The following is a 20,943-nucleotide window of genomic DNA, read 5'->3' on the forward strand; positions in this document are numbered from 1 at the left end:
TTTGAGAAAACAGTCTACATGGTTGCTACGAATTTTAGCTATAGCAACTACAGGAGCACTTTTAATAACGACTCCGAGTGCTTTTGCTAATACATTAAATGATTTGAAGAACGAACAGAAACAATTAGAGAATAAGAAAAGTAATATTAATTCAAATATTAAAGAAACTGAAGGTAAAATTAATCAAAATGAATCTAAAATGGATCAAATTTTGGCGCAAATAAAAGAGTTAGATTCTAAAATTATTAGTACCGAAACACAGATTTCTGAAGTATTAAATCAAATTAAATTAACTACAACTGAAATTGAAAAATTACGAGCATCTATTAAAGAGCTTGAAAGAAAAATTGAAGAACGTGATGAACTATTAAAAGAGCGAATTCGCGCTGTTCAAGTTAGTGGAGGATCTGTTAGCTATATTGATGTCTTACTAGGGGCAAATAGCTTCATCGATTTTATCGACCGTTTCTCTGCAGTCAATACGTTGATGGATGCAGATCGCACTATCCTACAAGAACAGGCTGATGATAAAAAACAATTAGAAGAACAACAAGTGAGCCTAGAGAAAAAACTTCAACAGCAAGAAGACAGCAAAAACAAGCTTGTTAGTTTAAAGGCTTCTTTAGACGGCCAAAAAGCTTCTAAAGGTAAATTAGTAGACCAATTGGAAGTTGAACAAGCGAAATTACATGAAGAAAAAGAAGTATTAGAAACAGAATATGACGAAATTCTAAACTTAAGCCAAGCAACGCAAAATAAAATTGTCGCAGAACAAAAAAGATTAGCTGAGGTTGCTAGAAAAGCAGCAGAAGAAAAGAAACGTAAAGCAGCAGAAGAAAGAAAACGTCAGCAAGCTGCGAGCGGTAGTTCTTCCACAGTCATACCAAATGTATCGTCTGGTTCTTGGACAAAGCCTGCATCTGGACGATTCACTTCTGGATACGGAACGAGAACTCATCCGATTTATGGAGGAACAAAAACCCATTATGGTATTGATATTGCGAATAGTACTGGTACACCCGTAATATCTGCAGCAGATGGGGTTGTATCTTATGCTTCTCCGCTTAGCACATACGGAAATGTAATTATGGTGACACATTCTATCGACGGTCAGACTTTTACTTCGCTATATGCACATTTAAGCAGTATTAAAGTTGGTGTTGGACAAGTTGTATCCAAAGGGCAGATTATCGGTGCGATAGGTACTACTGGTAATTCTACTGGACCACATTTACATTTTGAAATTCATGTAGGTAACTGGGAAGGTATGGCGAAAAACTCTGTTAACCCAATGAGATATATTTCACTTTAATAGCTTACAACGCTTTTCCATTCGTGGAGAAGCGTTTTTTTGATTATATAGTAAATTAGATAAAGCAGATTCTCTGTAAGTATAATAGTAAATTCTAAATAACAGTAAACAAGTAATACTGTGATTTCCGTTTCACGCGGACGCTTTCCGCGGGCGAGGTCGAGTCTCCTCGTTCGCTACCTCTCTGTGGGGTCTCGACTTTCTCGCTGTTCCCGCTGGAGTCGCCGCGTTGCACTCCAATCAATAAGTGAGTAGATATTAACTTAATAATTGGACTAGCTTAGTATTATAAAAACGATGATTGGATTTGGTTAAATAAAGAGGAATTAATTTAAAACTATTAGAAAATCAATTAGGTATCGCCGGTGCTAAAGAGGATGTGCGCCTTCTAAGCCGCATGTGCGCGAAGAATGAAACTTCATAAAGGATGAAGGAGCTGCAAGCGATCATCCTTGAAGGCTCATGTGTAGCGTGCGGCAGCTAACATCCGGGAAGGTTTCATCCTATTTTTTATAGTTTAAACTGTTACTCGCTCGGAAGGGTCTTTTACTCTTGGTCTTGTGGTGAATACTCTCGTTCTTTTTCAGTTACTCTCGCTCACCGGTTGTTTACTCGCCCTTCCACAGGATTTACTCTCACAAAGGAATAATTATCCACTTTAAAGCAGTTAATTTTCACTTCATAGCCATATTTCCGATCCAATTAATTCGTATTTAACGGAGTAAATATCATATAATAAGGTCAGTGAAATATTATCGTACCAACAGGAGGTATAAGATGAAGAAGAAAATTATTGGGCTATTTATTGTTGCGGCAATGGTCGCAATCGCAACGATTTCCTTTGTGAGAGATAATATAGATGAACAAGAAGCTTTTGCTGGGGAACAAATGGGTACCGATATGGCGAATAATGCTGCCAATGAAGGCTTAGGTAAAGGAAATGCTGCACCTAATTTTACACTGACTACATTAGACGGCGAGGTAGTCACACTCGCAGATTATAAAGGTAAGAAAGTTGTATTAAATTTCTGGGCTACGTGGTGTCCACCATGTAAAGCAGAAATGCCACATATGCAAAATTACTACGAGGATATGGCTGAAAAAGAAAATGTAGAAATTTTAGCAGTCAATCTGACGAGTTCGGATGTAGGGCTAGATAAAGTGAAGGCGTTTCAAGAGGATTATGCTTTAAGTTTTCCTATTCCTTTAGATGAAGAAGGTGTAGTTGGTGATACATATCAAGCGATTACGATTCCTACTACTTACATGATAGATACGACTGGAACTATACAAAATAAGATTGTTGGACCGATGGATGAGCAAATGTTAACAGACTATATTAATAATTTAAATTAAGAATCGATTATTGGGCAAGTATTAAATTTCTATTTTCACACATATATTAGTGGAAAAGTAGGAGGTTGAACTTGCGCAAAAGTCGGTTTTTTCTTTATGGATTGATAGTCGTTGTTCTTTTAGGTATCGGGTATATGTGGTTGATAAAACCTTCAGCTACAGAGCAAAAAAACGTCAGCAATAGTCAGGTTATTGATCAAGCATTTCAATTGATCAAAAAAGAGGCAGTATTCTCTAAAAGTGATAATCTAATCGTGGAAGGTGCTATTCGTGGGATGGCAGAAGCATTGGAGGATCCACATAGTACGTATTTAACAAAAGAAGAAGCAGCGAATCAAGAGGCTTCACTTGCAGAGGAACGGGTTGGAATAGGGGCAGAGATTATGCTCTCCGAAGGGAAATTTGTCGTAGTTGCACCGTTAAAGGATTCCCCTGCTTTTAAAGCTGGCTTAAAACCTCAGGATGAAATTGTTCGTGTGAATGAAGAGAGAGTTGAAGGAAAGTCAATGACTGAGTTAATGCAGCTATTAAGTGGTAAAAAAGGTACTAGCATTAAAATGACTATATATCGGTCTAGTGAGAATCGCCATGTCGAATTACATATGAAACGTGACACGATAGCGATGCATACAGTTTCTAGTGATATTTATGAAGTAGATGATTTTTCAATTGGTGTTGTGAATATCTCATTATTTGGGGAGAAAACAGGAGAAGAATGGGAGAAGCAAACAAAAGCATTAGTAGAACGAGGTATTGATGGTCTTGTTATTGATGTAAGAGGAAATCCAGGCGGTTATTTATTCAGTGTTTCTACTATAATAGGTACTTTATTGCCAAATGGTTCTACTTTCGCTTATATGCAAGATGCCAAAGGTGTACTGGAAATGTTAAATACAGAAACAAAGGACAATCAGTATTTAAACAAGATTCCAGTTGTGCTATTACAAAATGGTGGTAGTGCTTCTGCCAGTGAAGTTTTGGCTGGAGCACTGAAGGACAATAAGCGTGCGATGATTGTCGGAGAAAAAAGTTTTGGTAAGGGGACAGTTCAAGAAACTCGTGATCTGCAAAACGGCGGGAAGTTAAAAATTTCTACTCATAAATGGTTAACCCCGAAACAGGAGTGGATTCATCATAAAGGCATCCAGGCTGATTTACAGGTAGAGCCAGATGAATTGTATACGATGGATATAAAATATTATCAAGGTAATTTTAGAGTTGGTGATTTTGGTGAAGAGATAAAGTATGTGCAAACGGTATTAGGAGCACTTGGCTATAATTTAAGTCGCCAGGATGGCTATTTTGATGAAGATACAGAAGATGCTATTGAAAAGTATCGTCAAGAGAGAAGCTTAGATGATTTAAACGAGATTGATGATGCACTTTTTAAGTCTATAACAGAGACAATTCTGGAATATAAAACTAGCAGAGATAACGATAAACAGTTCCAAATGGGAGTTAGTTATTTACTGCATGATTTGAAATAACAAAGTAAATACAAAATCCTATACGCAAAGCCCTCTACGTTTGTTACAATAATAGGAAGTATAGTTGCAAGTAGGGGGATGCGTATGGTGCAAGAAGTTATAATCGAATTGGTTAAAGGAATTGGACGTTTTTTCCTACATCCAGCAGTATATATTACGCTTCTCTTCTCGGTATTGATCGGATATGTTCGAGTGAAGAGAGAAAGAAGGCAGTTCCGCACAAGATTACTTTGGGGTTGGACTGAAACAAAGGGATTTTTACTAGACGGGTTAGTTTGGGCTCTTATTTTGTCTGTCATCAGTATAGCAATAGGGTTAGTTATTCCAAATACATGGCTATGGATTTATAGTGCGTGGTTGATTATATTTGTCCTCCTATTTACATATCAGTTTGGATCAGCGGTTTATGCGATTGCATTAGGAGCAACAACTGTCTATGTGATGTATTTATACAACTGGTCATTTGATGCATTTTCATGGACTTTTTCTGGACAGGATATTCTACAGGCTGGAATAGTACCTATAGCAATAATAGCGGGGTTTTTATTGATCGTGGAAGGTGTACTTATTCAAAAACATGGTGCTACACAAGCCTCCCCAAAGCTAGTGACAACTGCTAGAGGCATGGAAGCAATTGTCTATCATGTGAAAAGATTATGGTTATTGCCAATATTACTAATCGCTCCAGGCGATGTTATTCCAACCTATTTACCTTATTGGCCACAATTTTCGCTTGGAGAAAATGCTTTCTCCTTAATTTTATTTCCATTTGTAATTGGCTTTCAACAGAAATCTCGACATTCACTACCTATTCATTTTTTCACAGGATACGGAAAGATGGTTTGGCAGCTAGGCATCGTTATTACAATAATTGCTGCAATTGGTTATTTTGAGCCACTAGTTAGTGCAATTGCTCTGTTAGTCGGTGTTATAGCACGAATACTTATAACCATCATCAAGTATCAACAAGAAAAGACAGGAAATTATGCTGTCTCACCCCAATCGAATGGTGTTATGATAGCGGGTGTTCTATCAGATTCTCCAGCAGAGAAAATGGGACTATTAATAGGGGAGCGTATCGTAAAAGTAAACGGGCAGAAGGTTGAAAACGAACAGGAATTATATGAAGCAGTCCAAATAAACGCAGCGCATTGCCGGTTAGAAGTGTTGGACTCAAATGGGGAATTACGTCTTCGCCAACATATACTATTTAGACATGATCATTATCGACTAGGTCTTATCTTAGTTAGATAGGAGAAATTATGGAATCACTATCACTCACAACCCAAATAATATTGGCTATTTTTGCCCCTGCATTACTCGTCGTATTGTTTACACGAATCACGTTCAATCATTATGTTGCGTTAGTATTGACTGTCGCTCTATTCGCCGCATCAGTCTATGCTGGTTACACGCATAGATGGTGGATATATATGATCGACGCCGCATCTCTTACAATTGGGTTCTGGTATAGTACCCATATGAAAACGAGTACTAATAAAAAAAATCCGCCACTCTGAGCTTAGAGTAGTGCGGATTTTTTGTATTTAATATAATAAAAGTTTTAAAAAACATCCTGTTAGCAATGAGTTTATGAGACTTGTAAAAGCGAATTATCCGCAGGTCGGCGACCCCAGTGGGACAGCACGAGGGAGAGACTACAGGCTCGAGCCGTGCCCACGGAAAGTATCCGACTGGAGCGAAAATCAACGACATATCTGGTTTTTGTTCTTAAACCAGCGTTTTTTTGGCCAGTTTTTCTTAACTATGTATTAAAACTATTAAAATAACAAACTATATATAGCTAGAACTCCAATTGTACCAAGGACAACAACCATTACATTTGAAAAAAGAAAAGCTAAGCTAAAAGCAACAACTGTTCCGATCAACCCAAATAATAGATTATCCTGTTGAACATATAAAATGGCCGGGAAGATTAAAGCACCCAACACAGCATAAGGAATATTGCGTAATACACCAGAAATGACCGGAGGCAATTCTTTCCCCTCTAAAAAGGTTAGAGGAAATGCCCTCGGAATATATGTAACTACTGCCATTCCAAGTATTGTCCACCAATACCACATACCCATTATTTTAAGCCCCTTTCGGTAAATTTTTTCCACGCTTTGTATAAATTATTTCAATAAAAATAGAAGATGCTAATGTTGCGACTAAGATAGACCATCCAGTCGATAATAGCCCGGTCCAATAAAAGAATCCATTTATAATAGCTGCTACAAGTGCAAGCATTACTACCTTTCTACTACCTCGCATGGAAGGTACGAGGAGCCCAACGAACATCGCATACAGCGCAATGGACATCGCTGCTTGTAAAAATGCGGGGAGATTTGCGCCGATAACATGACCAACTGCAGTAAAAACAACCCAGCTGCTATATGCTATTATTGCTACACCAAAGGCAAACGGAGTAGCTATCTTCTTTTCTTTTTGAGTAGCTAATACCGAGAAACTCTCATCTGTGATCCCAAAAGCGTAAATCCCCTTAATCCATCTTTTTTCACTTTGCATCTTTTCGTTTAGTGCAGCCGTCATTAAGAAGTGACGAATATTAACGACAAATGTATTTAAAACGATTAAAATAGGGTCAACCCCTTTTGAAATAAGCGTAAGAGACATATATTGTGCTGCCCCTGCATAAACGAATATACTCATAGCAGTGGCTTCCAAAATCGACAGTCCTGTCGTTTTAGCGAGTAAGCCAAATGTCAGCGCAACCGGAAAGTAACCGATAGCAATACTTATCCCTGCTTTCATTCCTGAAACAAATGAATTATTATTCACAAAACTTTCACCACCTATATACATAATCAACAAATTATACTATAAGTAGCTTGTTTTATGTACAGTAATATTGGGAATAGTATAAATATACATATTTTGGAGGAGAGCCAAATGCCGGACTGGTTTTCATTAGAAACTTTAACGAATTTAACACAGGAATATCGAGCACTTGGACCTCTTTTCGGTATTTTACTGCCCTTTTTAGAGGCTTTCCTACCATTTTTACCGTTAGTCGTATTTATAGTTGCGAACGTAACTGCATATGGATTGTTTTTCGGGTTTATCTTATCCTGGGCAGGGTCAGTTGCTGGCTCGTATGCTGTATTCCTAGTTATCCGAAAATATGGACGAGCTCGTGCATTAGGGTTTGTAACGAGACATGTGAAAATCCAAAAACTCATAAAATGGGTTGAGCGAAACGGGTTTGGTCCACTTTTTTTACTTGTTTGTTTCCCGTTCACACCTTCTGCACTAGTCAATATAGTTGCAGGACTTTCAGATATGAAGAAAAACACTTATTTCTGGACGTTAGCTTTAGGGAAGCTCATTATGATTTTTGTTGTTAGTTTTATTGGCGCTGATATAAAAGCATTAATTACCCAGCCTATTAAAGCGGGTATCGTTATTTTCCTAATTGCTATCCTATGGTTTGTCGGAAAAGCCATAGAAAAAAGGATAAATAAAAAAGTAGAAGCCGATTTTAGATCAATCAGTAACGAAAGAAGAAACAAAAAAGGAGAAAGTCTTGAATAATTTTAAGAAAGAAATGCTGGAATGGCTGACAGCTTTAGTAATTGGAATTGTACTTGTAATGTTCGTTAGAATGTTCATCATGACAAATTATGAAGTAGTAGGTCATTCAATGATGCCTACATTACATGATCAAGATAAAGTAGTGGTGAATAAGCTTTCTAAAATTAATCATATGGATATTGTGATCTTCCATGGAGATGAAAGGGAAGATTATGTGAAGCGTGTAATCGGTCTACCAGGAGACATGATTAGGTATGAGAACGATGAGCTGTTTATAAATGATGAAAAAGTAGATGAGCCTTATCTTCAGTCTTTTAGCGCATATGACAATCCCGAAGAAAACTTCACAGAAGATTTTAATTTAGATGAACTAACCGGAAGAAAACGGGTTCCACCAGGTAAGCTATTTGTTCTAGGTGATAACCGTATTTCAAGCATGGATAGTCGATATTTTCACTTTGTAGATACAACTGAAGTGGTTGGCGAAGTGCAGGCACGCTATTGGCCATTGTCCCAAGCAACCACTCAGTTCTATTCCGAATAATTTCCCTCTCTGTTGTATGTTTTGTACAATAGAGATAGGAGATTATTCTTTTTTTTGATACTAAGAAACTTCCTAATGATAAATAATAAATTTAAATAGAAAAATTAACCTTTTCTGCAGTAAACGAACATTAAGCGATATAAACTGATAAGTAGCGATAGTAAACTATGGGCTAGCGCGAGTAAACTACCATCCAAAGTAGTAACTTTAAATGAGGTAGTGTTTGCTCATTTGATATACTTTGTACACGGCTTTGCGCTGTCGCACGCTAAGCATGAGCCTTCAAGGATGGTCGCTAGCGCTCCTTTATTCCTTTAAGTCTCATTCTTCTTGCTCCTGCGGCTTAGAAGGCGCACAACCTAGTTGCTGTTATTAATTTCATCGTTTTTATAACACTGTTTATGCGCAATCTTAAAGTTTAACCTACTCACTTATTGATTGAAGTGAAGTGAAAGGCAGCGACTCCAGCGGGAACAGCGTGTCCAAGTGAGACTCCAAAGGAGGCTCACGGACCGCCCGTGGAAAGCGACCGCCTGTAACGGAAATCATAGTATCTACCTCACTAAAATATTTTACATTTATTCTGAAGTAAACTTACCTTCTATCATCTATTTTACGGCATCCATTTAATGATAATAATAATTTCTTCACAAGAAAGGAGATTGCAACCAATGTCGTTACGAATAGTTAGTGGCCGATCAGGCTATGGAAAAACAACCTTCATTCACCAAGAAATAATAGCCGAACTACAAAAAGCTCCTATGGGAGACCCAATATTCTACATAGTACCCGACCAAATGTCATTTTCCAGTGAATATGACCTTGCAGCAGAATCGGGACTTCCAGGACTAATTCGTGCACAAGTAACGACATTTAAACGATTAGCTTGGCGTGTTCTCCAAGAAACTGGGGGAATTGCTAAAGAAGAAATAAGTGGATTTGGTTACCGTATGCTCATTCGTAGCTTACTTGAAAACCACAAAGACGAATTTACGCTGTTTAAACGAGCAGCAACGAAAAGAGGATTCACCGATCAAATCGAAGTATTACTAAAAGAGTTTAGTAGATACTGTATGGATTACTCTACAATGGCCAATGCCCTAAGCAATTTAGAACATGTAAATGCTCCCAAAACGCTTTTAGATAAATCCTCCGATATAATGCTAATGCTCGAAAAGATGGAGGAAAAGCTAGGAGTTAGTTATATTGACGGGGAAGGATACTTAAACTTATTAGCTACGAAAATAAAAGACTCTTCTCTGCTAGCCAAAACAGAAATCTATATCGATGGTTTCACTTCCTTTACAACGAGAGAATTAGAGATTATAGAGGAATTAATGCTACAGGTGAAGCGCCTAACCATTGCACTTCCGATGGAATCCATACAGGATGCTATAGATGAACAATCGCTGTTTTACCAGCCTGCAAATACTTGCGTTAGGCTCTTAGAAATTGCCCAAAAGGAACAAGTGGAATTAGAAGAGACCGTCCATCTGAGTGAACAGAAACGTTTCAAGTCACATGAAATTGCACATATCGAAGCAAACCTGGATCAACTACCTCCCGAACAAACAAACTCAGAGGGCAATATCCGAATAACGGAAGCTTCCAATCGCCGTGCGGAAATGCATGCAGTAGCAAGACAAATACGAGAACTAATGCAGCAAAAAAATGTTCGATACAACGAAATGGCGATTTTGCATAGAGACGCAGATACGTATGAAGGGTTAATCGAGACTATTTTCCCGCAGTACGATATTCCCGTTTTCGTTAGTAAAAAGAAACCGATGCTCCATCATCCACTAATCGAATTAAGTCGTACTATTCTAGAGATAATTCGAACTGACTGGAAATATGAACCGGTTTTTCGAGCGGTGAAGACTGATTTATTTTTCCCGTTAGATGCCCCTAAAAAAATCTGGCGAGAGCGTGCGGATCGTTTAGAGAATTTTGTACTCGCATTCGGAATCTACGGAGATAGATGGATGGATGAAAGGCGCTGGGTGTATAAAAAATATCGTGGTTTAGAATTTTACTCTAAAGTGCAGACAGATGAAGAAAAGAGTATTCAAGCAGATATTCATACAATCAGAGACTTGATCGTCGAACCGATTAAAGTGCTTTCGGAACAGCTTCAACAATGTAAAACAGGCAAGGATTATGCAATTGCTATCTATGCATTTATAGAAAAGTTAAATGTATATGAAAAATTGCAAAGCTTGAAGCGATCAGAAGAGGAAAACGGTCAATTGCTGTTAGCTTCCGAGCATGAGCAAGTTTGGAACGAATGGGTAAATGTAATTGATCAGTTTGTATTGATGTTTGGAGAAAAGGAAATGTCTCTAGAGGAAGTAACGAAAATTTTAGATGAGGGTTATGACCAGCTTACGTTTTCTAGCATTCCGCCTACGATTGATCAAGTAATTGTTGGGAATGTGGATATCATTCGTTTAACAAATATAAAAGCAGCATTTGTGCTTGGAGTAAATGATGGGGTATATCCAAAACGGATGGATCATGAAGGGCTACTAACAGATACAGAGCGTGAATGGTTCACTCAAATTGGCTTTGAACTTGCACCAACGTCGAAAATGCGATTGATGGACGAAAATTATTTAATCTATAAAGCATTCGTCACTCCATCCCATTTCTTATTCGTATCCTATCCAACGGCGGATAATGAAGGAAAAGCGCTGTTGCCTTCCACCTACATCAAAAAGCTTCAGCAAATGGTAAGTAATTTATCAATTGAAATAGCTGTAGTGGATCCAAGCGATATGCTAACAGATGAATTGGATTTGAATTCTATCAGTCACCCACGCCCTACTTTGCCATATGTTATTATGCAACTTCGAGGAGCACTCGAAACAGGCGAATTATCCGAAGTGTGGCAGTCTGTCTACCATTACTATTTAGAGGATCCATATTGGTCGAAATTAGTGAAAAGAATTACGAAGCCCCTAATTCATGGCAATAAAACCGAAAGATTAAATGAAGAAATGACTGCTGCTCTATACGGGGAAACGATGATTTCTAGTGTATCACGAGTAGAGAAATATTATAGCTGCCCGTTTGCCCATTACGCATCGTATGGCTTAAAGCTAGAAGAACGTGCAGAGTATAAATTAGAAGCACCACAAATGGGGGACTTATTCCATGCGGCTTTAAAATGGATTGCCGATGAGACGCAACGTCTCGATTTACAATGGTCACAGCTAACCTCGCAGCAATGCTATCAGCTCGCAAGACAAGCAGTGGATTATATCGTACCAGTCTTTGTGCACCAATTATTATTAAGTACAAACCGCTACCGATATATTCAACGTAAATTGGAGCAAATCGTTGCGAATACATTAATCGCTTTAAGTAAGCATTCGAAAGGCTCAGGGTTTGTTCCAATTGCTGTAGAAGCAGGATTTGGTCCTGGAGAGACATTACCAGCGCTGGAAATTCCCTTGAAGCGAAACCGCAAAATGCAATTACGTGGTCGAATTGATCGAGTGGATGCAGCTAATATCAACGGGAATATGTTTGTTCGGATAGTCGATTATAAATCTTCTAAAAAAGGTATTGATTTGAACGAGGTTTACCATGGTATTTCACTTCAAATGTTAACGTATTTAGACGTTGCTGTAGAAAATGCCGATATTTGGCTACACGAAGATGCGGATCCAGCAGGAGTTTTATACGTTCATATGCATAACCCTTTCATACAGTCTCAAAAAGAATTGGAAGAGGCAGAATTAGAGGATGCCGTTTATAAATCCTATAAAATGAATGGTCTTTTGCTCGATGATCCAGAAGTTATTATGGAAATGGATGATCAGATTTCAGGATTTTCAAAAGTTATTCCCGTTCGGATGAACAAAGACGGAAACCTGTCTAAATCATCGTCCAAAGTAGTAGAACCGGAGCAAATGCGTTTGCTGCAATCCTTTGTACGTAAAAAGCATGAGCAAGCAGGCAACGGCATGACTGCTGGAGATACGCGTGTTTTACCTTATCGTATTAAAGATAAAATGCCATGTACTTATTGCTCATATCGCAGTGTTTGCCAATTTGATCCGGGGGATCCTGCGCAACAAGTTCGTGTATTGAAGGTAGAGGAGCCAGAAATAGTAGCAGAAAAAATTCGAGAGGAGATGAGTCCAAATGAACATTCCTAATATGCCAGCAGAGCTGACATGGACACCTGCACAATGGAAGGCAATCTGGGCTACGGGTTCAGATGTGCTTGTTTCTGCCGCTGCCGGCTCGGGAAAAACGGCTGTCCTCATCGACCGACTCATTCAAAAAGTTATTTCGAAAGAAACTCCTATCAATGTCGATGAGTTATTAGTCGTTACCTTTACAAATGCTTCAGCTGCAGAAATGCGCCACCGTATGGGCGAGGCGCTAGAAAAGGCAATTGCCAACGATCCAACATCGAATCATTTGCGAAAACAACTAAGTCTGTTAAACAAAGCACAAATTTCTACATTGCATTCGTTTTGTTTAAATATCGTAAGGCAATACGCTTATATGCTAACGATAGATCCAGGTTTCCGTATTGCAAATGAAACAGAGGCAGCAATTATGCGTGATGATATGCTAGCTGAAGTGCTAGAGGAGGCTTATCATGTCGACAATCCAGAAGCGATGTACCGATTGTCGGATAGTTTTACTTCCGATCGTGACGATCAATCGATAGAAATAATGATTGAAAAACTTTATTCCTATTCGCGAGTACATCCAGAGCCCGCGAAATGGCTGCTGGCAATACCGGAAGCATATAACCTACCAGAAGGTATGACCATTGACGAGCTATCATTTATAGGTCCATTAAAGCTTGCAATTATTCATCATTTAGAAGAGGCAATCGCAATAACAGAGGAGATTCGTAGACTTGCAAACGATCCAAATGGTCCAGCACCTCTAGCAGAAACTGCTATGATCGATCAGCAAATGATTCAAGAGGCAGTAGATTTGATGAAGAATAGCTCATGGCAAAGCGTTTTTCATTATTTCCAAGGAATAAAATGGGGAAGAGCAGCAGCGATAAAAAAAGACTCCTGTGATGAAGGCTTAAAAAATCAAGCAGTAAATAAACGTACGAAAGTGAAAAAAATTGTTAATGATCTAAAGGATAATTATTTTACCCGATCACCAGAACGATTACTTGAGGAAATGCGATTGATGGCACCACAGTTGCAAAAACTAGTGGAGCTGACTATAGCTTACGGTGAGCGGTATACCGCAGCTAAAAATGAAAAAGGGCTCGTCGACTTTTCAGATTTGGAGCATTACGCATTAGATATTCTATCTGAGCATGATGAAAATGGGAAACTTATACCTTCAGATATTGCAAAAGAATATAAGGCTCGTTTTAAAGAAGTGCTAGTGGATGAGTATCAGGATACAAATTTACTCCAGGAGACCATTTTACAGTTTGTGAAAAGTGGCGATGAAAACACAGGGAATATGTTTATGGTAGGGGACGTGAAGCAGTCCATTTATCGATTCCGTTTAGCAGAGCCTATGCTATTCTTAGGGAAATATCTTGCATTCAATGATCTTCCAATAGATTCAGGTATCAAAATAGATTTAAATGCCAACTTCCGAAGTCGTAAGGAAGTGCTACATGCGACCAACTATATTTTCAGCCAAATTATGGGAGAACAAGTTGGGGAAATTGAATATGACGAAGCAGCTTCGTTAAAACCCGGGGCACCTTATGAAGAAACCGAAACACCTGTTGAGCTAGCACTTTTATATGAAGTAGAAGATGGCAGTGCGGAACCTACGGAAGAGGAAGAAACAATTGAAGCTATAGCAGAAGAGGAACTAAAGAAGTCACAAGCCGAGGCACGTTATATAATCTCAAAAATAAACGAAATGATTAATTCTGGGGCAACTGTCTACGACCCATGGAAAAAAGCTCATCGTCCTGTCAGGTATAGTGATATGGTCATATTAATGCGCTCAATGACTTGGTCTGGGGAGGTTACCGAGCAGTTTAAAGAAGCTGGTATTCCTTTATATGCCGAGCTTTCGAAGGGATATTTTGAAGCAATTGAAGTGCTAATCATGCTTCATACGCTTCGTACAATCGATAATCCTTATCAGGACATATCTCTAGCATCCGTTCTCAGGTCGCCTTTTGTAGGATTATCAGAATCAGAGCTAGCACTTATCCGACTATCTGCTCCAAAGGAACCTTTCTACGATGCATTAAAAACATTTGTAGCTAATGGAGGAGCAGGGCTGACCTCAGATACTGCTGAGAAACTACAAAGGTTCTTACTTCAGTATGAAGATTGGCGTGATTTAAGTAGAAGAGGCTCACTCGCAGATTTAATATGGCAAATATACTTGGACACGCATTACTACGAAATAGTAGGTGCTATGCCAAATGGTAAGCAAAGACAAGCAAACCTTCGTATCCTTCATGACCGAGCTATCGATTATGAGAAGACTTCTTTCCGAGGGCTGTTCCGCTTTTTACGTTTTATCGATCGTATGCGTAAACGAGGGGATGATTTAGGAGCTGCACGTGCTATAGGAGAAAAGGAAAATGTCGTTCGTTTAATGACAATCCATTCCTCAAAGGGTTTGGAATTTCCAGTTGTTTTTTTAGCGGGTATTGGAAGACCTTTTAACCAAATGGATTTCAATGAGTCCTACTTATTTGACCAGTCGTTTGGACTTGCGGTAAAAGCCATTGATCCTGAAAAGCGAATTTCTTATACTTCGCTGCCATTTTTATCTATGAAGGAAAAAAAGCAAATGGAATTGAAGGCAGAGGAAATGCGCGTTTTATATGTTGCTATGACGCGTGCCAAAGAGCATTTATTCCTCATTGGATCTATTAAAGACTTAACAAAAACGTTGGAAAAATGGTCAGATGCTCAAAATGTTTTGAGTGATGAAATGTTGCCAGGCTATATGCGGGCAAAAGCAAAAGGCTATTTAGACTGGATTGGATCAGCATTAGCAAGACATACAAATTTCCGCCAGTTATCCAATGTAAATGAAGCAAACTTAGTGGATAGTGAGTCCAAATGGAGGATTATTACTAAATGTGTGGATGATTTAAAACGTATTGTACAAGAAGAGGAAAAAGAGGTTGCAGCATTGGACCAGCTAATTGATCCTGCAAAAGGTACGTATTTAAAGGAAGTTAAGTCTCGTTTCGATACGCCCTATTTACATGAAATATCTACCCATAAACGTTCTAAGCAAACGGTCAGCGAAATGAAGAAAATACAGCAGCTGATGGAACGCTCAGACGATGACTATTTTCAGATGTCTGGACCGACTAGTTTGAAAAAGATTGCGAAGCGTCCCTTTTTCCTACAGCAGGAAACAACATTGACGGGTGCAGAAGCTGGTACTGCAGTCCATGCTTTTATGCAAAACGTCGATCTGCAGGAAGAAAAAAATGAGGAGCAGGTTCTCCTTTTTGCCGAAAGACTGGCTGAACGTGAAATTTTAACGAAAGCTGAACAGGCTGCCATTGTTCCTAGTAAGATCGTTCCTTTCTTCCGTTCAGATATCGCTGAAAGACTCCGAAATGCTAAAGAAGTTATGAGAGAGTTTCCTTTCACGTATGCATTAGAGGATGGAGACGGAGACAAACAGATTATCCAAGGGGTCGTCGATTGCTTATTTTTAGAGAGTGATGGAAGTTGGGTTTTGCTGGACTATAAAACGGACAAAGTGAAGCATTTAGTTAAGGACGAATCGTTATTACAACAGGAAATGCAAAAACGCTACCAAATTCAATTGTCTCTATATTCGAAGGCAATTGAGGCAATTTTACAAGTGCACATAAAAGAAAAAGTACTATATTTATTTGATGTAAATAGAACAGTGTCATTTTAGGGGGAAAGAGTTTGTTGATCAAACCAACAGGAGTAAAGGAACGTATTATCTCAATCGATGTCATGAGAGGGTTAGCTCTACTCGGGATATTTGTCGTGAATATGTTGTTTTTCCATACTCCATATATTTATATTAATCCATATACTTGGTATCAAAATCCAAGTGATTATGAGACGTTTAAGATGATTGACCTTTTTGTACAAGGTAGTGTGTATCCATTATTCTCGATGTTATTTGGATACGGTTTGGCTATGCAATTTATGAAGGCTGAAGCAAATGGCAGCAATTTTTCTAAATTTGCTGTTCGCCGATTATTCGTTTTACTATTAATCGGCTGTATTCATGCTTTTCTAATTTGGGCAGGAGATATATTAATAACGTATGCATTAGCAGGTTTTGTTTTATTACTCATGATTAGATTGAAGCCCATATGGTTATTTCTAATTAGTATTTTCTTGTTCTTAATACCAAATGGTCTCCTGAGTGGCTTACTTTACTTGGGCTCTAAGGTCAGTCCAAATGACATGATTATCTATACAGGAATACAAGAAATTGAAGCGAGTATTCTTGCTTATGGACAAGGGTCTTGGATGGATATATTTTGGCAACGATTAGATGATTGGCTTTATATGAATGGTAATGGTGCAATGTTTTTATTAATGTTCATCACGATTGTTCCGTTCCTCTTGTTAGGTGCAGCAGCAGCAAAATGGAAGCTGATCGAAAGAGCGAGAGAGTTAAAAGCTTTTTGGATTGTTACAGTAGTAGTTGCATTCGCTGTGGGTACGTCTATTAAGTGGATTCCTTATGTTAAGGAAGCAGATGCATTAACTATGTATATCCAGGACACTTTTGGTGGACCACTGCAGGCAATTGCTTACGCAGGAGTCATTGCTATCATCTGCACGATTCCAATTGGAGCAAAAATACTTTCTCCAATTTCCAAGGTTGGTAGAATGTCTATGACCATCTATTTAATGCAATCGATCATTGCCACAACTATTTTTTATGCCTATGGGTTTGGTTTATACGGAAAGATTGATATTACCACAGGTACTTGGATGGCAGTCGGTATTTACGCATTACAAATAGTTTTCGCAGAGATTTGGTTTATGAAATATAAGCAAGGTCCTGTGGAGTTATTGTGGAGAAAACTGACTTATTCGAATAGTTTGTCGAAAATAGATGAAAAGGAATCTAATTTGTAATAGACTTATAGATAGAGTTAAAACTATTAAGGGAGTGTCCAAAAGATGAAACTGTTATCCTACCGTTTACAAGATGAAATTTACTTCGGACCAAAAGTCAAAAAAGAAGAGGCAGTATGGGATGTACTGCACATTCAGGAGACGCTCCAAGTATTACCTGAGTTTCCATCTACCATTGTAGAAGGTGTACGTTTAGGGATGGATTTTGTCGAACAAATCCGTAAATTAGTAGAAGCAGCGTTAAAGGCTGAAAATCCAAATAACTTTAAACGTTCATTTACAGAAATCGAATGGCTTTCACCTATTCCACGTACACCTAAAAACATCATGGCAGTCGGTAAAAACTATGCAGATCATGCGAAAGAAATGGGAGGAATAGCGAGTGATTTTGTTGTATTTACGAAGTCTCCAACTTCCATTGCTGCAGATGAACAAACGCTTTCCTTACATGCGGATATAACAAATTCCTACGATTACGAAGGTGAACTTGCGATCGTTATTAGCAAACAAGGAAAAAACATTCCTGAAAAGCTCGCATATGACTATATCTTTGGTTATACAATTGCCAATGATTTAACTGCGCGTGATTTGCAAACAAAACATCAGCAATATTTCTTAGGGAAAAGTTTAGAAGGGTCTTGTCCGATGGGACCATACGTAGTGACAAAAGACGAGTTGCCGAAACCACAAGAATTAGCAGTGGTGACAAAAGTAAATGATGAAATTCGTCAAAATGGAAAAACGTCCGACATGTTATTTTCAGTTGAAAAAATCATTGCAGAAATTTCTAAGTCAGTTACCCTTGAACCGGGAGATGTTATTTTAACTGGAACTCCAGCTGGTGTAGGGAAAGGGTTTAATCCACCACGTTTCTTAAAATCAGGAGACGTAGTCAAAATTTCGATTGAAGGAATAGGTACATTAGTGAACAAATTCGAGTAACATGTTACACTAAATAGGATAGTAGTAAACTACAAGTATAATTGAGGTGGAAAAATGGATTTCTTAGCATCAACACATTTACACATTACCACTTGGGTAGTCGCACTAATTCTATTTTTTGTAGCATTAGCGATTGCTAAACCGAAAGTAGTTCATATGATCTTACGTTTGTTCTACATCCTAATCATCGTTACTGGAATTGCTTTGTTCATCAAAGGTATGGACTTCGGTGAAGGAATGCTATACGGATTAAAATTCCTAGCAGGCATATTAGTAATTGGTATGATGGAAATGACTTTAGTGAAAAAAGCAAAAGGAAAACCATACACTACTTTCTTAGTGCTAGTATTTGTTTTCTTCTTTATTGCACTTTTCTTAGGTTTCAAATTACCAATGGGCGTAAATTTCTTAGCTTAAGTATTGGGAAGCTTCCACTAGTGGGAGCTTCTTTTCCTTATTACGCTATTTTGATAGTTAACAAGAGAGGGGAAGCTGCAATTGGGAATAACATTGCTATTATTAGTATTTGTCCTAATGATTGCATTTTTAGCTACGGCAATGGTCATATACAACCTACAAAAAAACAACAAAGATTCTGCTGATGAATTCCAATCACATATCCTTCAAGAATTCCATAAAACCCAAAAGCCACCGAAATGACCGGTGGCTTTTTTTGAAAGAAAGTATATTAAAATGTCTCGTGAAAACTTGGTTCAAGAGACTAGTAATAATAAATAATCCTATGATTTCCGTTTCAGGTGGAGTACAAAGGCTAAACAGCGCCACATCGTGTGGCAACGCCTTTGTGACCAACATCCTGTCTCCGCGGGCGTTGCCTCAGCCTCCTCGATACGCTCCGAGGTCACTTCAATGAACGAGGGAGAGACTACAGCCTCGAGCCGTGCCCATGGAAAGCGTCCGATCTTCGCTACAATCAACGAAATATCTGGGTTATATTCTTAAAGAACCTTGCTGCTTTTACCCGTTTCTTATCGAAAGCTTGTCACAGTTTGGACGAATTATGGTGGATATTTATTGCTTTAATTGCGAAACGATAGCGATTAAAACATAGCTTTGATAAAATGAGATGTATATGCGTCAAAGGAGGATTTACCTTGAAAGTAACAAAGTGGATTATATCTGGATTGCTAATGAGCATTGTTTTTCTAGCGACAACTCAAGTAGGCAAAGCAGATATAAATAACTCTATACATAATGAAAGTATTTATGATTTGTATGTTGATCGTTATTTCAATAAAGTTGGAACGAACGATTATGATACCAATCCAAAGGATCCGAATGCATTCGCAGGTGGAGATTTCCTAGGTGTTATGGAAAAAATGACACACATTAAAGATATGGGCTTCACTATTATTTCTATTGGTCCTGTTTTTGCAACAGAATCTTATGATGGTAAGCGAATTTTAGATTTTGATGAATTGGAAAGACATTTCGGGACACTGGAAGAATTTAACAAACTATTAGACAAATCGAACGAACAAAATATGAAAATTATGGTTGAGTTTCCTCTAAATAATTATAGCCAGAAACATACTTGGGCAACTGACACTGACAAACGTGAATGGATCCTCTCAAAAGAAGATGGTCAAATACAGCTTGATTTGACTAATAATGACGTACAACAGGCTCTTATTAATACAATTGTAAACTTTGCAGAAACTTACCAAATTCACGGAGTTAAATTGTCTGAATTAGAGGGAGCACCTACTTCCTTTATCAATGATGTAATTGCTGCTTTAAAAGAAGTTCGTGATCCTATGTATGTCATTGCTTTAGAGGAGTCAGAAGCTGATTTTGACGTGGACTATTCAGAGCAGCTAATGTTAGATTTCCGGGAAACTTTCAAAAATACAGATTTACCTTCCGATTCTATCTCTTTAGCGAATGAAAATAATCTTTTGATGGTAGATCATTTATTGACAGAAAGAATCACATATTATAGCGCCTTAGAGAACAAATTTCCGCCTACTCGTATTAAAATGGCGATGGGTACTTTTTTAACATTGCCGGGTGTGCCTTATATGACATACGGTACGGAAATAGCAATGAATGGACAGACTCCCAAAGATAGCCATCAAATCATGAATTTCCGAGTAGACGAGGAGCTAATTGAATACTTAAAAGACATGGCTTCTATTCGATTAAATTCAGAAACGATGCGAACTGGTGAAATAGAGCTACTGGAAAATAAAGATGGATACGCTGTATACAAACGATTCTCAGATGAAGAAACATTTATCATTGTCGTTAATAATACAGGTGTGACGCAAAGAATAGATATTGATAGCGATGAAATCGGCGAGGATAAAGAATTACGTGGATTATTTGAATCGGATATCATTCGTGCTACTGCAGACGGTTCGTACCGTTTAGTGTTGGATAGAGAAATAGTCGAAGTGTATCAAGTGAAAGACGACAAAGGCCTGAATGGTGCCTATATCGCAGCCATGGCGGTTGCTTATATATTGTTTATGTTATTCTTAATCATTGTTTGGCGAAAAGGAAAGCAGCGTCGAGCAGACGAAGAGCAAAAAAAAGTGAAGAACTAAAAAAACTGTCCACCTATTTATAGGTAGGACAGTTTTTTTGAGTGAAAGTTAGATGGAAAAATAATACTATTCCAACTAAAGGGCTCGAAATTCCAACTAAACAAGT

At 38.2% G+C, this 20,943-nt stretch carries 16 protein-coding genes; 14 read left to right on the forward strand and 2 right to left on the reverse strand.

Features of this window, described 5'->3' with window-relative positions; all coding sequences use genetic code 11:
• The first annotated feature begins 1 nt into the window (after position 1).
• The 5 genes from BLR36_RS01180 (at position 2) to BLR36_RS01200 (ending at position 5,675) form a co-directional block, all read left to right on the forward strand.
• Entirely contained in the window at positions 2–1,312 is a 1,311-nt protein-coding gene (locus BLR36_RS01180) for a murein hydrolase activator EnvC family protein (RefSeq protein ID WP_093059593.1), read from the forward strand.
• Between the two features lie 777 nt (positions 1,313–2,089).
• Entirely contained in the window at positions 2,090–2,668 is a 579-nt protein-coding gene (locus tag BLR36_RS01185; protein WP_093059595.1) for a redoxin domain-containing protein, read from the forward strand.
• 71 nt (positions 2,669–2,739) lie between these two features.
• Complete coding sequence (locus BLR36_RS01190; RefSeq protein WP_093059597.1) at positions 2,740–4,155, forward strand: S41 family peptidase; 1,416 nt, start codon at positions 2,740–2,742, stop codon at positions 4,153–4,155.
• An 84-nt stretch (positions 4,156–4,239) separates the two neighbouring features.
• Positions 4,240–5,409: a PDZ domain-containing protein gene (locus tag BLR36_RS01195; RefSeq protein WP_093059599.1), complete on the forward strand. Its 1,170-nt coding sequence runs from the start codon at positions 4,240–4,242 to the stop codon at positions 5,407–5,409.
• 8 nt (positions 5,410–5,417) lie between these two features.
• Positions 5,418–5,675 carry a CsbA family protein gene (locus BLR36_RS01200; RefSeq protein ID WP_093059601.1) on the forward strand — a complete coding sequence of 86 codons (258 nt, stop codon included), beginning with the start codon at positions 5,418–5,420 and terminating at the stop codon, positions 5,673–5,675.
• Positions 5,676–5,936: 261 nt separating this feature from the next.
• On the opposite strand, the gene BLR36_RS01205 is transcribed toward BLR36_RS01200, so the two are convergent.
• Both BLR36_RS01205 and BLR36_RS01210 read right to left on the reverse strand, forming a co-directional pair.
• Complete coding sequence (locus BLR36_RS01205; protein WP_093059603.1) at positions 5,937–6,245, reverse strand: AzlD domain-containing protein; 309 nt, start codon at positions 6,243–6,245, stop codon at positions 5,937–5,939.
• 4 nt (positions 6,246–6,249) lie between these two features.
• On the reverse strand, positions 6,250–6,930 hold the full coding sequence (locus tag BLR36_RS01210; protein ID WP_254771314.1) for an AzlC family ABC transporter permease: 681 nt from the start codon (positions 6,928–6,930) through the stop codon (positions 6,250–6,252).
• A 138-nt stretch (positions 6,931–7,068) separates the two neighbouring features.
• Between BLR36_RS01210 and BLR36_RS01215 the strand changes: the two genes are divergently transcribed.
• From BLR36_RS01215 to BLR36_RS01250, 9 genes are all read left to right on the forward strand, one after another.
• On the forward strand, positions 7,069–7,710 hold the full coding sequence (locus BLR36_RS01215; protein ID WP_093059605.1) for a TVP38/TMEM64 family protein: 642 nt from the start codon (positions 7,069–7,071) through the stop codon (positions 7,708–7,710).
• Positions 7,703–8,254, forward strand: a complete 552-nt coding sequence (gene lepB, locus BLR36_RS01220; RefSeq protein ID WP_254771304.1) for a signal peptidase I — start codon at positions 7,703–7,705, stop codon at positions 8,252–8,254. Before BLR36_RS01215 ends, lepB begins: the two co-directional genes overlap by 8 nt.
• A gap of 671 nt (positions 8,255–8,925) precedes the next feature.
• Complete coding sequence (addB, locus tag BLR36_RS01225; protein ID WP_093059607.1) at positions 8,926–12,420, forward strand: helicase-exonuclease AddAB subunit AddB; 3,495 nt, start codon at positions 8,926–8,928, stop codon at positions 12,418–12,420.
• The gene (gene addA / locus BLR36_RS01230) at positions 12,407–16,117 is read left to right on the forward strand and encodes a helicase-exonuclease AddAB subunit AddA (RefSeq protein ID WP_093059609.1); all 3,711 of its coding nucleotides are present in this window, start codon (positions 12,407–12,409) and stop codon (positions 16,115–16,117) included. Before addB ends, addA begins: the two co-directional genes overlap by 14 nt.
• Before the next feature lie 11 nt (positions 16,118–16,128).
• Entirely contained in the window at positions 16,129–17,325 is a 1,197-nt protein-coding gene (locus BLR36_RS01235; RefSeq protein ID WP_093059611.1) for a DUF418 domain-containing protein, read from the forward strand.
• 45 nt (positions 17,326–17,370) lie between these two features.
• Entirely contained in the window at positions 17,371–18,267 is an 897-nt protein-coding gene (locus BLR36_RS01240) for a fumarylacetoacetate hydrolase family protein (RefSeq protein WP_093059613.1), read from the forward strand.
• A gap of 54 nt (positions 18,268–18,321) precedes the next feature.
• A complete protein-coding gene (locus tag BLR36_RS01245; RefSeq protein ID WP_093059615.1) occupies positions 18,322–18,684 on the forward strand; it encodes a YisL family protein in 363 nt (120 codons plus the stop codon).
• A gap of 81 nt (positions 18,685–18,765) precedes the next feature.
• Positions 18,766–18,927 (forward strand): hypothetical protein, encoded by a 162-nt coding sequence (locus BLR36_RS18665; RefSeq protein ID WP_175453937.1) that lies wholly within the window; start codon positions 18,766–18,768, stop codon positions 18,925–18,927.
• A gap of 455 nt (positions 18,928–19,382) precedes the next feature.
• Positions 19,383–20,837, forward strand: a complete 1,455-nt coding sequence (locus tag BLR36_RS01250; RefSeq protein ID WP_093059617.1) for an alpha-amylase family glycosyl hydrolase — start codon at positions 19,383–19,385, stop codon at positions 20,835–20,837.
• Positions 20,838–20,943: the final 106 nt, after the last annotated feature.

The organism is Psychrobacillus sp. OK028, assembly GCF_900103605.1.
In the GTDB taxonomy this organism is placed as follows: domain Bacteria; phylum Bacillota; class Bacilli; order Bacillales_A; family Planococcaceae; genus Psychrobacillus.